This is a genomic window from Pseudoduganella namucuonensis (assembly GCF_900116645.1).
GTDB classification, from domain to species: Bacteria; Pseudomonadota; Gammaproteobacteria; order Burkholderiales; family Burkholderiaceae_D; genus Rugamonas; species Rugamonas namucuonensis.
This window is the reverse complement of sequence record NZ_FPBO01000019.1, coordinates 30,704-45,544: the sequence shown is the minus strand read 5'-3', so window position 1 is coordinate 45,544 and position 14,841 is coordinate 30,704. Positions and strand designations below refer to the sequence as shown.

General features: G+C 62.9%; 13 protein-coding genes. 5 read left to right on the top strand and 8 right to left on the bottom strand.

The window, feature by feature from the left end:
• The first annotated feature begins 40 nt into the window (after nt 1–40).
• Complete coding sequence (locus BM436_RS19655; RefSeq protein WP_093557231.1) at nt 41–1,348, top strand: BNR repeat-containing protein; 1,308 nt, start codon at nt 41–43, stop codon at nt 1,346–1,348.
• Between the two features lie 133 nt (nt 1,349–1,481).
• On the opposite strand, the gene BM436_RS36305 is transcribed toward BM436_RS19655, so the two are convergent.
• The 8 genes from BM436_RS36305 to BM436_RS19625 form a co-directional block, all read right to left on the bottom strand.
• A complete protein-coding gene (locus tag BM436_RS36305) occupies nt 1,482–1,889 on the bottom strand; it encodes a hypothetical protein (protein WP_143133234.1) in 408 nt (135 codons plus the stop codon).
• A gap of 20 nt (nt 1,890–1,909) precedes the next feature.
• Nucleotides 1,910–2,503, bottom strand: coding sequence for a hypothetical protein (locus BM436_RS36300; RefSeq protein WP_143133233.1), 594 nt, complete (start codon nt 2,501–2,503; stop codon nt 1,910–1,912).
• Between the two features lie 117 nt (nt 2,504–2,620).
• A complete protein-coding gene (locus BM436_RS19650; RefSeq protein ID WP_093557230.1) occupies nt 2,621–3,022 on the bottom strand; it encodes a hypothetical protein in 402 nt (133 codons plus the stop codon).
• A gap of 424 nt (nt 3,023–3,446) precedes the next feature.
• A complete protein-coding gene (locus tag BM436_RS19645; RefSeq protein ID WP_093557229.1) occupies nt 3,447–3,656 on the bottom strand; it encodes a zinc ribbon domain-containing protein in 210 nt (69 codons plus the stop codon).
• A 209-nt stretch (nt 3,657–3,865) separates the two neighbouring features.
• Complete coding sequence (locus BM436_RS19640; protein WP_093557228.1) at nt 3,866–4,846, bottom strand: CE1 family esterase; 981 nt, start codon at nt 4,844–4,846, stop codon at nt 3,866–3,868.
• 2 nt (nt 4,847–4,848) lie between these two features.
• Nucleotides 4,849–5,085, bottom strand: a complete 237-nt coding sequence (locus BM436_RS19635) for a hypothetical protein (RefSeq protein WP_093557227.1) — start codon at nt 5,083–5,085, stop codon at nt 4,849–4,851.
• A gap of 8 nt (nt 5,086–5,093) precedes the next feature.
• Complete coding sequence (locus tag BM436_RS19630; protein WP_093557226.1) at nt 5,094–5,426, bottom strand: ArsR/SmtB family transcription factor; 333 nt, start codon at nt 5,424–5,426, stop codon at nt 5,094–5,096.
• A 125-nt stretch (nt 5,427–5,551) separates the two neighbouring features.
• Nucleotides 5,552–6,721 carry a glycoside hydrolase family 88/105 protein gene (locus tag BM436_RS19625; protein ID WP_093557225.1) on the bottom strand — a complete coding sequence of 390 codons (1,170 nt, stop codon included), beginning with the start codon at nt 6,719–6,721 and terminating at the stop codon, nt 5,552–5,554.
• A 254-nt stretch (nt 6,722–6,975) separates the two neighbouring features.
• Between BM436_RS19625 and BM436_RS19620 the strand changes: the two genes are divergently transcribed.
• The 4 genes from BM436_RS19620 (at nt 6,976) to BM436_RS19605 (ending at nt 14,794) form a co-directional block, all read left to right on the top strand.
• Nucleotides 6,976–8,247, top strand: coding sequence for a DUF2264 domain-containing protein (locus BM436_RS19620; RefSeq protein ID WP_093557224.1), 1,272 nt, complete (start codon nt 6,976–6,978; stop codon nt 8,245–8,247).
• Nucleotides 8,248–8,260: 13 nt separating this feature from the next.
• Nucleotides 8,261–11,380: a glycoside hydrolase family 2 TIM barrel-domain containing protein gene (locus BM436_RS19615; RefSeq protein WP_229490515.1), complete on the top strand. Its 3,120-nt coding sequence runs from the start codon at nt 8,261–8,263 to the stop codon at nt 11,378–11,380.
• Nucleotides 11,380–13,827, top strand: coding sequence for a beta-galactosidase (locus BM436_RS19610; RefSeq protein ID WP_229490513.1), 2,448 nt, complete (start codon nt 11,380–11,382; stop codon nt 13,825–13,827). The genes BM436_RS19615 and BM436_RS19610 overlap by 1 nt, the downstream gene beginning before the upstream one ends.
• Before the next feature lie 319 nt (nt 13,828–14,146).
• Nucleotides 14,147–14,794, top strand: coding sequence for a GntR family transcriptional regulator (locus BM436_RS19605; RefSeq protein WP_177307355.1), 648 nt, complete (start codon nt 14,147–14,149; stop codon nt 14,792–14,794).
• Nucleotides 14,795–14,841: the final 47 nt, after the last annotated feature.

The following is a 14,841-nucleotide window of genomic DNA, read 5'->3' as shown; positions in this document are numbered from 1 at the left end:
GCTTCCGCGCTACTCCGCCCTATAGAACGAGAACTGAACAATGAAACTAAAGTATGTACTGCAGGCTGCCGTGTTGGCCGGCCTGCTCGCCGGCTGCGCCAGCCCCCCGGTCCGCATCATCGACGTCGCCGACGGCTGGGCCAGAAACTCCGTCAACGCCGTGGTCTTCCGCAAGAACTCCCTGGCGAGCCACGGCGACACCCAGTACATCGCCTTCTACGACAAGGACGCCCACGTGGTGCTGGGCAAGCGCAAGCTGGGCACGGACCAGTGGGAACTGAAACGCACGCCATACCAGGGTAACGCCCGCGACGCCCACAACAGCATCAGCATCATGGTCGACGGCGCGGGCTACCTGCACATGTCCTGGGACCACCACAACCACACCCTGCGCTACGCGCGCGGCGTGAGCCCGGGCGCGCTTGAACTAACGGCCAAGATGCCGATGACCGGTCTGGATGAAGGATCGGTCTCCTACCCCGAGTTCTACCGGCTCCCGGACGGCAACCTGCTGTTCCTGTACCGGAACGGCGCCTCCGGCCAGGGCAACCTGGTGATCAACCGATACGACGTGGCGGCCGGCGCCTGGAGCCGGGTGCACAGCAACCTGATAAGCGGGGAAGGGCAGCGCAACGCCTATTGGCAGGCCTTCCTCGACCATACCGGCACGATGCACGTGTCCTGGGTGTGGCGCGAGTCGCCCGACGTGGCGAGCAACCACGACATGGCCTACGCCCGTTCGCGCGATGGCGGACGCACGTGGGAGAAGTCCAGCGGCGAGCGGTACACGCTGCCCATCACCGCGGCCAGCGCGGAATACGCCGCGCGCATTCCGCAGAACAGTGAATTGATCAACCAGACCTCCATGTCGGCGGACAGGGAAGGCAATCCCTACATCGCCAGCTACTGGCGCGAGGCCGGATCTACGGTGCCGCAGTACCACGTGGTATACCGCGATGGCGCCGAGTGGAGCCAGCTGAATCTGGACTTCAGGACCGCGCCGTTCTCGCTGAGCGGCCAGGGCACCAAGGCGATTCCGATCTCGCGGCCGCAGATCATGGTTGATATCCAGGGTGAAAAGCCATCGGCGCTGCTGATCTTCCGCGACCAGGAGCGGGGGAGCCGCGTGTCGGTGGCCAGCATCGAGAACTTCAAGGCCAAGCGCTGGACCGTGCGCGATCTGACCGAGGATTCGGCGGGCGCGTGGGAGCCCAGCTTTGATACCGAACTGTGGAAGCGCAGGGGGGAGTTGAATCTGTTCCTGCAAAACGTGCAGCAGGTGGACGGGGAGGGGACGGCGGATGCCCAGCCGTCCAAGGTGCGGGTGCTTCAGTGGACGCCACGATAGTAAAGCGGCAGTTCGCTTCCGCCCCAAACCGAACACTGAGTGAGCGGTCAGAAAATCGGCGGCCCTGCCTCTGGACCGTATGAAAGTAGATCTTGCATGCCGCACGATCCCATCTGCTAATTTATCGCATTAGTCATGCCTTCAAATATTTTGAAGGCAGTTGCCTGGCAAGTTGTTCGCAGCAAACTTCAGTGAAATTCTCCCTATGAACATTTAATATTTTAGCCGCCTCAGAAAATTGCTGTTTTATAATCAAATGCTCAAAATCGATGCGTGCTATTTCAATCTTCGCGAGAGGATTTTTGCGATCCCGCGTCGACTTCACGAGCTCACTATGAAGTTCATCATATTGAAAGTCCTTATCTTTTAAGGATAACATGCCCAACAGAGCAACTTTTGCTGAAATTGGAAGATTTTTCCTGTTCGCGAATAACTCATTTAAAGAAATGATGTCGTTATTAATTATAACATCACGCATTCTAGATCGTGCAAAATAAAAATTTGTTCCTTCGCGAGCATCGGCACTTTCTAATTCGTCCAAGCAGCCTTCGATATCAGCGATTAATGCGGGCCGCCGCTCCGTACGATATCATCATTGCGTCCTACAATTAATTTAAAGAGCTCGATTGTCTCCAACAGATTGTGCTTTTTGAGCAGGTGAACGCAAGCCCGAGCCGTCTTAATGTTCTTACCTTTAGCATTTGTAATGAACTCTTTAACTGGAATGGCGGCAATCAACGCTGTTTCAAATTCATTAAGCCAACTTGAGTATTCATCCCTGCCCGAGCTGTGCAGCAATAAGATTGCAGGAAGTGCCGACAGCACCTGGCATGAAGGTACGAACGGAAGCATTGTCACCAAGGCCTGCCGCGCCAGGCGACGTACTTGAGGCACCCAATCATTCAAGCGCTCTGCAACAAGCGCGAAAAGCTCCGGCAAGGAAAGTTCGACGCATCGTGCTATTGCTGCTTCACGAACGTACCCGGAGTAGTCACGCGCCAACACCTGCAAATCTTCAACATTAGTGGCGGATCTTGCTTCTTGAATACGTCCAGCAACATATTGATCAAGCGGCTGTCTGTGTTCTGCATGACTTACCACAGCGGAAGTAGTCGGTGCATTCCTTTGACCGAACAAGAGTCGAAGAATTTTCATCCAAGGTACGGCGCAAGCGCCAAAAGGTTTGTTTCAAATGTCTGCTTTGGCCGTTATAAGACTTTGCAGCATACACCGCTGGGTATCCGCTTGTCGTCGTTGCGGATTTTTAACGCTCTACTTGCCCAGCTTGCGGCGCGCGCCAAAAAGTCCGACCGTGTACCCGGCGTCTTTCAAAAACCTCGTGGCTTTTCCATTCAGGATCAGAAGGGCGATTACGCCAACATACGGAATCCATATCAGCATAAGCCATTTGCCGCCGCCACCCGTCGAAAATCCATCTTTATGTGTCTGTAGCGCGTCACCGAGGTTGTACACCGCCCAGAACGACAGGCCGACTCCGCACAAGTAGATCAGCCACCCCACATCCGTCACCACACCGCCAATCTGCAGTATCACGGCGACCAGCAGGGCCTTCTGGGCGCGGGCAACATTCCATCCATAATCCGGATAAATGTTGGCTTCAGGGGCATCGTCCAGCGCCGCTTGCGGGGGGAGGTAGGGATTTTTGTCGGTCATGTGAATGGTTTTTGGGAGGTCAGGGTGATGCCGGCGCGTAAATAGTGCCCACCAACGGCATGGACCAATGTGCCTCAATGCTTGTTAGAGGAACAAATTATGCCTGATAGTGCTGCCTCTGCGCATATTTTCTTGCCTATTGGATAATGTGGTGGCGTTAGCGCAGGTGTCGTTCTAAAACGGTCCAGATAAGTTCCCGTTCGGTTCCGATGCCGATGGTCTCCGCGATTTGAGCCACAACTCGGCGGGAGCCTGGGAGCTTGAGAGCCCAGCTTTGATATGGAACTATGGAAGCGTAGCGGGGAGTTGAATCTGTTCCTGCAAAACATGTAGCAGGTGGATGGAGATGGCACGGCGGAAGCCGCGCCTTCGAAAGTCCATACGTTGCAGTGGAAGCAGCGCTGGCACCAGTCTTTTGATCCGCTCATAGCGGATCAAGTTTTTCCCTTACAAGGGGCAGGAAGCGGCTCGGAACAAACCACTCGGTCAGACCGCAACTGCCGCAGACAACTATTTGGTATTTCGGCCCGTGCAGCGCGCCGATGGGCAGCATGGCCGCCCCGTCCGCACTAACTTCCTTCGTGAAAAATTCGCTGTTGCCGCAATTACGGCATGGTTTCGAATCGGTGGACATTTTTCTGCTCTCTCCATTAAAGGTCGCCACAGGCGGCGCAATACCGTTAAGTTAAGGTCCGTCGTGGCCCCGTAGGGCGGAGTAACGCGCAGCGTTATTCCGCCGGATGCCGGCAGGTCCGCACGCATCCGGCGGAATAGCTCTTCGAGCTACTCCGCCCTACATGAGAACGCGCTTAACTGAACCTCATTCACGCAGGCGGCGGTATTTTACTGCGATTGCCGTTGGAAGAATGCCCAAATCAGTTCCGGCCCGTTCGGTTCCGAAGCCGACGGTCCCAGCAATCTAGGCAGCCGCCGGTAAGGCTGCGGAATCCCATGTCCGCCTCCGTGTATGGTGACCAGTTCCACTTCCGTCTTGCCGCCATTGCGCCAGCGGGTATGCTCCGCGCTGATGCCGTCGGCTCCCGGAGTCTTAACGGTTTCCGGCGCGCCGCTCAGTTTATTCAAGTCCGCGAAATACTGGCCGGCTTCCGGCGACGGCTTCACATTGCCGCCCTTGTAGAACATGCCGAGCAGGTTGATCTCGCCGCCATTGAACGGCACCAGCGGATCCTTGGTGCCGTTCATGATCATCACGGAAGGCCCCGGCCCGGCGGGCTGGCATTTGAAGTTTTCCGGCGCGGGCACGCTCGCCGCCACCGCCGCCACCGCGCGATACCGGGCAGGGGCCTCCAGCGCGAGCCGGATCGACATGGACCCGCCAGCCGAAATCCCGGTCGCGAACACGCGGCCAGGATCGATCCCGGTTTCGGCCGCCAGCTTGTCCACCAGCGCGCCCAGGAATCCCACGTCATCGACCGGGCGCCCATTGGCGCTGAATTCGCCGATCGTGCTGCAGTCGTTCCAGTCGAAGGTGTACGAATCCGGGTAGACCACCGCAAAGCCATGCTTGTCGGCCAGCCGCTCGAAGCCGTAGCCCGTCTCAATCCGGCTGGACGCGCTGTTCTCGCCCGAACCGTGCATCACGATCACCAGCGGCGCGCCTTTCGGCAGGTCGCGCGGCAGATAGCTGCGGTAGGTCCGCTGCAATCCGCCGGCCTCCATCGCGCCCTTGGCGACTGTGCCGGACAGTTGCGGAAGCTCCGGCTCCGGCGAATAGACGAGGTAGCCGAGCAGCGCGCCTAACAGGGCGGCCAGCCCGACCAGGCCGAGCAACGTGAAACCCAGGAACCGCAGCATCCGCCTCATGGTCACTCGACTTCCTTGAGTACTTTCTCGAGCCGGCCAAGCCGCGCCTGGATGTCCGCCAGCGCGGCGGCCGTTTCGGCTTGGGAGGCCGCGGCCTTGGCCGCGAGCTCGCGATAGGCTTCATCCTGGGCGAGGCGCCCGCGCGCCTGCAGGACGGAGGCCGCGTACTTCATAAAGAAGACCAGGACGACTGCGGTGGACGGGAAGAAAAATGCCGCGAAAAGGTTGCTGTTGCCCATGGTGGCCTCTACGATTCTGGGTTGGTGGTCAGGGATTTCGCCGCTTCGGCAATGGCCGCCGGCGTGAGCGCGATGGTGAAACCGCTTACTTCAAAGTAGTTGAGCGCCTTGCCGTCGGCGGACAGCTCCAGCTGGCTGGTGACCAGGCCCGCGCCCTCCAGCTTTTGCAGGTGCAGGTGGAGCAGGGGACGGCTGATGCCGATCTCGCGCGCCAGCTGGCTGACGTAATTGCGTCCGCCCGACTGCAGCGCGGCGATGATGCGCAGACGATGGGGGTTGGCGAGCGCCGACAAGGCCGCCAGCAGCTGGTCTCCATCGACGTAAGGTGTTTTGGTTTTCACGTGTAAATAATATCTGACACGTGACAGGATGTAAAACCATTTAGGCAAAAAAATCCGGAGGAGGGCGATCAGCCATCCTCCGGCAAAGGGAGACGAGGGATTGATCTCCCCCGTACTACGGAGCCTTACTCTTGAAACCTGGCCATTTCGGCGGCCGCCAGCAGCACGGCGCCGACGCCGAAATGGGCCGTCGAATTCATGTCCACCACCTGTCCCGGGATCGCGCGGTCGCCGATCGGCTGCACGTAGCCGACCTTGCCGTCCGCCTGCACGGCCACCTTGCTCAGGAACTCCCAGCCCTTGCGCGCCACCGGCGCGTATTCGTCGCGCGGCAGCACGCCGTTATTGATGCCCCACAGGTAGCCGTAGGTGAAGAAGGCGGTGCCGCTGGACTCCGGACCGGGCGCGTGCGCCGGGTCCAGCAGGCTGCGGGTCCAATAGCCTTCCGGCTGCTGGGCCGCCTTCAGCGCTTGCGCCATGCCCTTGAACTTGGCCTCGAACTCGGCGCGGTAGGGATCGTCCCTGGGCAGGTCCTGCAGCACCTTGGCCAGGCCGGCGAACACCCAGCCGTCACCGCGCGACCAGAAGTCCTTCTTGCCGTTGGCGCTCTTGTGCTTGGGGTAGACGTACCTGGCGTCGCGGTAGTACAGCTTCTCGTCCGCGTCGTACATGATGCTGTTCGAGTATTTGAAGTATTCGGCCAGCTTGTCCAGGTAGCGGCGCTCGCCGGTCAACTTGTGCAGTTTGGTCATCACCGGCATCACCATGTACAGGCCGTCGGACCACCACCAGTAATCGTTCTGCGCGGTGCCCATCTGGTATTCCATTACTTCGCGGGCACGGGCGATCTTCCTCGGGTCCTTGTTCGGGTCCAGGTTGTACAGGTCCACATAGGTCTGGAAGCAGATCTGCCAGTCGCCGAACAGCACGTACTCGTCCTTCTCGCCGTAGCTATACTTCCAGCCGGCCTTGTCCCGCGACTTCGCGCCCATCCACTGGTTATGCTCGGCCCAGGCCTCCGAGTACTGGCGATAGGCTTCGTTGCGCGTGACGCGGTAGGCCTCGATGTTCCCCGTATGGTAGGCGGCCACGTTCCAGAACGAGGTCTCGGCCGCAGGGGTGTTCTTTTGCCAGTAGGTGTTGACTTTGTCGATGAGCGCGATGGCCTCCGCTTTTGAGGTGCTGACGCCTTGGGTGCTGGCCACGTTCGCCCGCTGCGCGTCGGTCGACGCGCAGCCCGACAACGCGATGACCAGTCCCGCCACGACGCCTGCGATGATTTTCTTCTTTGCCATTGGATTTCCTGGGGAAGTGCTCGATGTTTGATAGCGTACCAAGCTTTGTTATCACGTTACCATACTAAAATCATATAACACTCGAGCTTTTCGATATAGCTCGGCGGAAATTGTTTTCTAAGTGTTTGAATATATGGGTGAAGTGGCGTAAGCGCGGTTGGAAGGGGTGCAGTGACAGCGCCAAAGGGCCTCGGTTAGAATACTTTAATGCAATATGGTATCGTTGTCATATCACAACAACAAGGAGACTTTGTATGGAACGACGCAGCTTCATGCGGGCGGCCTTGGCCGGTTCGGCGGCCAGTGGCTTGATGGGCGCCGCCGGCACGGCTGGCGCGGTGCCGGCGGCGGCGGCCGGATCCGGCGCGGGCGACCGGGCCTACATGGTCGGCCTGCTGCGGAAGATGGCCGAGCCGGTGCTGTCCAATATGGCGAAGGGCACGCTGCAAAAGAACTTCGCGCTGGAACTGAGTCCCACCTGGGATGGCCGCGATCGCCGCGTCGCCTACCTCGAGTGCTTCGGCCGCCTGATCGCCGGCATCGCGCCCTGGCTGGCGCTGCCGGACGACGACGGCCCCGAAGGACGCGACCGCAAGCGCCTGCAGCAAATGGCGCTGCAAAGCTACGCCAACTCCGTCGATCCCGCCAGCCCGGATTACCTGGTGTGGAAAGGGCACGGCCAGGCGCTGGTCGATTCCGCCTACTTCACCAACGCGCTGATGCGCGCGCCGAAGACGCTGTGGGAGCCGCTGGACGCCGCCACCAAGCGCCGCATCGTCGCCGAGATCAAGGGCTTGCGCCGCATCGAGCCGCCCTACATCAACTGGCTGCTGTTCGCCGCGATCAACGAGGCATGGCTGCTGTCCATCGGCGAGGAGCACGACCCGATGCGCATGAACGGCGCCATCCGCAAGATCAACGAATGGTATGTGGGCGACGGCTGGATCAAGGATGGCGAATCCTTCCACTTCGACTACTACAACTCCTTCGTCATGTACCCCATGCTGCTGGAGACGCTGGAGATCCTCGCCAAGAGCAACGCGCCGTTCTGGAACGCCAAGCCCGCCGATCTGCATGCCCAGGCGCTCAAGCGCGTGCAGCGTTATTGCGAACACCTGGAGCGCTTCATTTCGCCGGAAGGCAGCTTCCCGCCCATCGGCCGCTCGCTCACCTATCGCACCGCCGCCTTCCAGCCGCTGGCGTTGCTGGCCTGGCGCAAGCAGCTGCCGGCCAGCCTGCCGGAGGGGCAGGTGCGCGCCGCGCTGCACGCGGTGCACAAGGCCGTGTGGACCGCGCCCAGCAACTTCACCAAGGACGGCTACCTGACCATCGGCTTCGTCGGCCACCAGCCCGAACTGGGCGACTGGTATTCCAACAACGGCAGCATGTACATCGCGTCCGAGGGTTTCCTGGCCCTGGGCCTGCCCGAGACGGACAGCTACTGGACCGCGCCGGCGCAGGACTGGACGCAGAAGAAGGCCTTCTCCGGCCGCAAGTTTCCCAAAGATTATCCCGTCGCATATTGAAGTGAGCAAACCCGTGAAACGTCTTTTGATGACCGCCGCCATCCTGGCGGCCCTGCCTGTGCTGGCCGCATCGCAGCCCGTGTCGCAATCTGTGAAGCCCGCGCCGCTGGCCGAGTGGGAAATGCCCGAAGTGGTCCAGGTGAACCGCGAGCCTATGAAGGCCACCTTCTTCAACTTCGAGAGCCGCGAGCTGGCACTGGCCGGCGACAAGTCGGCTTCGAAGTATTTCAAATCGCTGGACGGCGCCTGGTCCTTCGCCTATTCGAAGACACCCGAGTCGCGCCCCGTCGACTTCTTCAAGCCCGGCTACGACGTCAGCGGCTGGAAGTCCATCCAGGTGCCGGGCATGATGCAGGCGCAGGGTTACGGCCAGCCTTACTTCAACAACATCGACTACCCGTTCCCGGCCAACCAGCCTTTGATCCCGCACGAGATGAACGAGGTGGGCTCCTACCGCCGCGACATCGACCTGCCGGCCGACTGGACCGGGCGCGAAGTGTTCCTGCACATCGGCGCGGCGGGCAGCGCTTATTACATCTGGGTCAACGGCGAGCGCGTGGGCTATTCGGAGGACTCCAAGCTGCCTTCCGAATTCAATCTCACGCGTTACGTGAAGCCGGGCCGTAACACCATCGCCATCGAAGTGTACCGCTTCGCCGACGGGTCCTACCTGGAAGACCAGGACTTCTGGCGCGTGTCCGGCATCGAACGCAGCGTCTACCTGTACGCCGAGGCCAAGGCCCACCTGCGCGACTACACGGCGGCGGCGCTGCTGGACAAGGCCGGCTACAAGGACGGCCTGTTCTCGCTGGAAGCGGACTTCAACGGCAAGGCGGACGGCCAGCTGCGCGCCACCGTCTACGACGGCGACAAGGCGGTGCTGGCGCTCACCGGCCAGGCCGCCGCCGGCAAGGCCGCGCCACTGCAGGGGCGCATCAAGGATGTGAAGGCGTGGTCGGCGGAGTCGCCCAATCTGTACCGGCTGGTGGTCGAGTACCTGGACGGCCAGGGCAAGCTGGTATCGGCCACCTCGCGCAAGATCGGCTTCCGCACGGTGGAGGTCAAGGACGGCGAGGTGCGCCTGAACGGCAAGCGCATCATGTTCAAGGGCGTGAACCGCCACGAGCACGATCCGCACACCTTCCGCGTGGTGTCCGAAGAGACCATGCGCAAGGACATAGAGCTGATGAAGCAGGCCAATGTGAACGCCGTGCGCGCCTCGCATTACCCGAACGATCCGCGCTGGTACGACCTGGCCGACGAATACGGCCTGTACGTGTACAACGAGGCCAACATCGAGTCGCACGAGTACATGCAGATGGGCGACAACGCCAAGGCGGACCGCGAGAAGCTCCAGCTGGGCTACAAGAAGGAATGGGAGCTGGCGCACATCGACCGCATCTCGCGCATGGTGGAACGCGACAAGAACCATCCGAGCGTGTTGATCTGGTCGCTGGGCAACGAGGCGGGCACGGGCCCCAACTTCGAGAAGGGCGCGCAATGGATACGCCAGCGCGACCCGAACCGCCTGGTGGGCTACCTGGGCCGCCCGGCGCTGGGCGAGGAGCATCTGCCCAATGCCTATGTGGACTTCTACGCGCCCATGTACGACGACATCGAGAAGATGGTCGACTACGCGCTGGATCCCCAGTTCAAGCAGCCGATGATCCAGTGCGAATACGCGCACGCCATGGGCAACAGCCTGGGCAATCTGGAAGAGTACTGGCAGACCATGCGCGCGCACAAGAAGCTGCAGGGCGGCTTCATCTGGGACTGGGTCGACCAGGCCATGGTGCTGAAGACCAAGGACGGCCGTGACTACTGGGCGCAGGGCGAGGACTTCGGCAAGAACCCGCGCAACGACATGTCAGTGGTGGCGGACGGTCTGGTGCGCGCGGACCGCAGCGTGGAGCCGGAATACTACGAGCTGCGCAAGGTGTATTCGCCGGTGGTGTTCGAGGGCGACCCGGCCAGCGGCAAGCTGAAAGTGGTGAACCGCTACGACTTCAGCGACCTGTCCGGACTGGCGTTCGAATGGGTCGTCACCAAGGATGGCGCGCAGGTGGCCGCCGGACAGCTGGCCGGCGTGAACGCCGCCGCGCAGTCGTCGGCCAACGTGGCGTTGAAACTGCCCGCGCTGGCGAAGGACGCTGGCGCCGAATACCTGCTGACCATACGCGCCAAGGCGAAGCCGGGCAGTGTGAAGGGCGTGCCGGCCGGCCAGGAACTCGGCTTCAGCCAGTTCGTGCTGCAAAAGGCGCGGCCTGCGGCCGTGGCCACGGCCTGGGTCAAACCCGTGAAGACGGCCGAGGGACTGGAGCTCGGCGCCGGCAAGGCGCGCCTCGTCATCAACGCGGACACCGGCCTGCTGAAGCTGACCGTGGGCGGCAAGGCGCTGCTCAAGGGCGGCAGCCCCAATTTCTGGCGCGGCCTCACGGACAACGACGAGGGCACCGGCCTGGTGAAGTCGCACGCCGTGTGGAAGCAGTTCACCGAACAGCGCCAGGTGCGCTCCATCGTGGCGGGCGAGGACGGCGTGCGCGTCACCTACAGCTTCGGCGCCGGCGCCGCGCACTGGGAGACCACCTACCGCATGAACGCGCAGGGCGCGGTCTCCGTCAGCGCCGCGTTCACACCGCTGCGCGACGACCTGCCGGATCCGCTGCGCGTGGGCCTGCGCTTCGACAATGACGCTTCGCTGGGCGATCTGGCCTGGTACGGCCGCGGCCCGCAGGAAACGTATGTGGACCGCCAGACCGGCGCGGCCATCGGCCGCTACCAGGGCAAGGTGGCGGACCAGTACCACCAGTACGTGCGGCCGCAGGAAAGCGGCAACAAGACCGACGTGCGCTGGGTGTCGCTGTCCGGCGCCGGCGGTGGGCTGAAGGTCACCGGCAAGCAGCCGCTGTCCGTCAACGCGCTGGCCTTCCCGTACGAGGACCTGTACCTGCGTCCGCGCGGCACCTGGCACAGCTCCGATATCCAGCCTCACGGCGACGGCTCGCTGCTGATCGACGCGGTGCAGACCGGCGTGGGCGGCGACACGGGCTGGGACGAGCGCGGACGTCCGCACATGAAATACCGGATAGCGCTCAAGCCGATCCGCTACGACTTCACGATCGAGGCTCAATAATGGAAAAATCTCGGAAGACCGGCATCGCCGCGCAAAACCAGTGGCAAAACCTGGGGTCAGACCCATCGGGTCTGACCCCGGAAGTCGCCTCTGGTTTTGACCGCCGCCGCATGCTGGGAAGCACGGCAGCCGCCTTGGGCGGCATGATGCTGCCGGCCATGGTCCACGCGCAGGCAGCGTCGCCGCGCTTCAGCATCGGCCAGAACGACTTTCTGCTGGACGGCAAACCGCTGCAGATCCGCTGCGGCGAAATGCACTTCGCGCGCGTGCCGCGCGAGTACTGGACGCACCGCCTGAAGGCGCTCAAGGCCATGGGCCTGAACACCGTCTGCGCCTATCTGTTCTGGAACTACCACGAATGGCGCGAGGGCCGCTACGACTGGAGCGGCGCGCGCGACGCCGCCGAATTCTGCCGCCTGGCGCAGCAGGAGGGCCTGTGGGTGATCCTGCGTCCCGGTCCCTACGCTTGCGCCGAATGGGAAATGGGCGGCCTGCCATGGTGGCTGCTCAAGAGCCCCGGCGACGCCTTCCTGCGCACGCGCGACGAGAACTTCGTCAAGCCGGTGCGCCGCTGGATCACCGAGGTGGGCCGCGTGCTGGGGCCGATGCAGGTCACACAGGGCGGCCCGATCCTGATGGTGCAGGTGGAGAACGAATACGGCTTCTTCGGCGAGGACCTGGAGTACATGCGCGTGATGCGCAAGTCGCTGATCGACGCGCGCTTCGACGTGCCCCTGTTCCAGTGCAACCCGACCAACGCGGTCGCCAAGACCCACATTCCCGAGCTGTTCTCGGTGGCGAACTTCGGCAGCGATCCCGCGGCCGGCTTCAAGATGCTGGCCTCCGTGCAGCAAGGGCCGCTGATGTGCGGCGAATACTACTCCGGCTGGTTCGACACCTGGGGCGGCCCGCACCGCCGCGGCTCGGCCGACAAGGCGGTGGCCGACATCCAGGCCATGCTCAAGGCGAACGGCTCGTTCAGCCTGTACATGGCGCACGGCGGCACCAGCTTCGGGCTGTGGGGCGGCTGTGACCGTCCCTTCCGCCCCGACACCACCAGCTACGACTACGACGCGCCGATCAGCGAGGCGGGCTGGATGGGCGAGAAGTTCCAGGCCTACCGCGACGGCATCAAGCCTTATCTGCAGCCCGGCGAGACGCTGCCGGCCGCGCCGCCGGCCAATCCGGTGATGGCCATCCCGGCGTTCGCGCTGAAGGAATCGGCGGCGGTGTTCGCCAACCTGCCCGCGAAGACGATCAGGGAGGTGTCGCCGCGCCCGATCGAGCAGTACGACATCAGCCGCGGCCTGGTGGCTTACCGCGTCACGCTGCCGGCCGGCCCGGCGGGCGTGCTGGAGGCGGCCAAGGTGCGCGACCTGGCCTGGGTGTATGTGGACGGCAAGCAGGTGGGCACCATGGACACGCGCTACCGCCGTTTCCGCGTCGACCTGCCGGCGCGCGCCAAGCCGGTGACGCTGGAGATCCTGCTGTACACCATCGCCCGCGTGAACTTCGGCGTGGAGATCCATGACCGCAAGGGCCTGCATGGCCCCGTGCATTTCCTGGCCAAGGGCGGCCAGCCGCGGGCGCTGGAGAACTGGGAAATCCGCGCCATCGATTTCGACGCGGACGGCGTCTTGCCGCCGCTGGCGTGGAAGCAGGGCAGGGCCGCCGGTCCCGCGTTCTGGCGCGGCGCCTTCGACGCCAGCCAGACGGCCGACACCTTCCTCGACATGTCGGGCTGGGGCCAGGGCGTGGTCTGGGTCAACGGCCGCTGCCTGGGGCGTTACTGGAGCATAGGCCCGACGCAGACCATGTACCTGCCGGGTCCCTGGATCAAGCGCGGCCGCAACGAGGTGGTGGTGCTGGACCTGACCGGCCCGCGCAGCGCGCGCATCGCCGGTCTCAAGGAGCCGATACTGGACCAGCTGCATCCGGAGCGGGACCTGGCGCGTCCGCCGAACAAGGCCAAGCCGCGCCTGGACGGCGTGACGCCGGTGCACGAAGGCGAGTTCCAGCCGGGTTCCGCCACGCAGGACGTGCGCTTCGCCAAGCAGGCCGGCGGCAGCCAGTTCTGCCTGGAGTCGCTGGACGCGTTCGACGGCAAGGAGTTCGCGGCGGTCGCCGAGATCGCCCTGCTGGACGCGAACGGCAAGACGCTGAACCAGTCCAGCTGGACCATCGCCTACGCCAGCAGCGAAGAGCTGACGAAGGAGGACGGCTCCGCGCTGAACGCGATCAACGGCCAGGCCACCGACCACTGGCACACGGCCTTCAGCGGCAAGGCGCCGCGTCCCGCGCATCCGCACCGGCTGGTGATCGACCTGGGCAAGCAGGACAACGTGGCCGGCTTCCGCTACACGCCGCGGCAAGGGGCGGATGGCGTGACGGGGCGCATCAAGCGCTACCGCGTGTACGTCGGCGACAAGTTGGTCACCGAGGAGTAATCCGGCAAACGGCAACCGCCGGGGGCGGCGGCTATCTTGACCGGATAGCCGCCGCCCCGTCCCCAACTGTATCGACCCGCAACCCTCCCGGCTTAATCAAGCAAATCATTCCGCACGCCAGCGCGCCAGCGCATGGTGTCGTGGCGCGACCGGCGACCCGGCCTCGCCGATTTTTCCCAATAAAAATCCCATGTCTTGCCAGGGGCGCTATGCAGCCTCCCGCGGCCGGCGCTTGACTTGTCGCAAAATGCATTGCAGAATGCATTCTATGGTGCATTGTGCATCGCCCACTACTTCAAGCGACATAGGCCAGGACAACATGCTCAGCAAGGTTAAGAACAAGACGCTCAAGGAATCGGTCACCGACAAGCTGCGCCGGGACATCGTCAGCGGCCAGCTGCCGCCCGGAACCATCATTCGCGACCTGGAGCTCGCGGAGCGCTACGACGCCAGCACCAGCCCCGTGCGGGAGGCCTTGACCTTGTTGACCGCCGAGGGCTTGGTCGAGATGCCGCCGAACCGGCCCAAGCAGGTATCCCATATCGATCGCCAAAGCGCGAGCGAACTGGTCGCGCTATTCCGGCTATTGACGCTCGCCGCCTATGAGTGGGGCGCGCCGCGTGTGGATGCCGACGGTGTGCGCCAAATGCGCGCGGCGCTCGAAGTGATCAAGCGCACCGCGCAGGGTGATGACACCCAGGCGTTCATCACCGCCGCGCGCGCCTACGAGGATGTGATCCTGCGCGCCAGCGGCAACCGTGCGCTGCGCCGCATGATGATCCAGCTGTTTTCAGCGATCGAGCGTGTCGTCGTGCTCTGGCGCGTGAAAGGCATGGTGCATCCCGAGGTGATGGAGGAGGTGGTGTGCGCCCTGGAGGCGGGCAATCCGGCCGCCGCGGTGGCCCGTTGCCGGGAGTTGATGGATCAGTTCCAGCGCGACGTGGAGGCGCTGGCCCCCTTTCTGTAGCCGCTAGCCGGCACCATTCAAAAGAGCCGCGTCGGGCCGCTGATGGT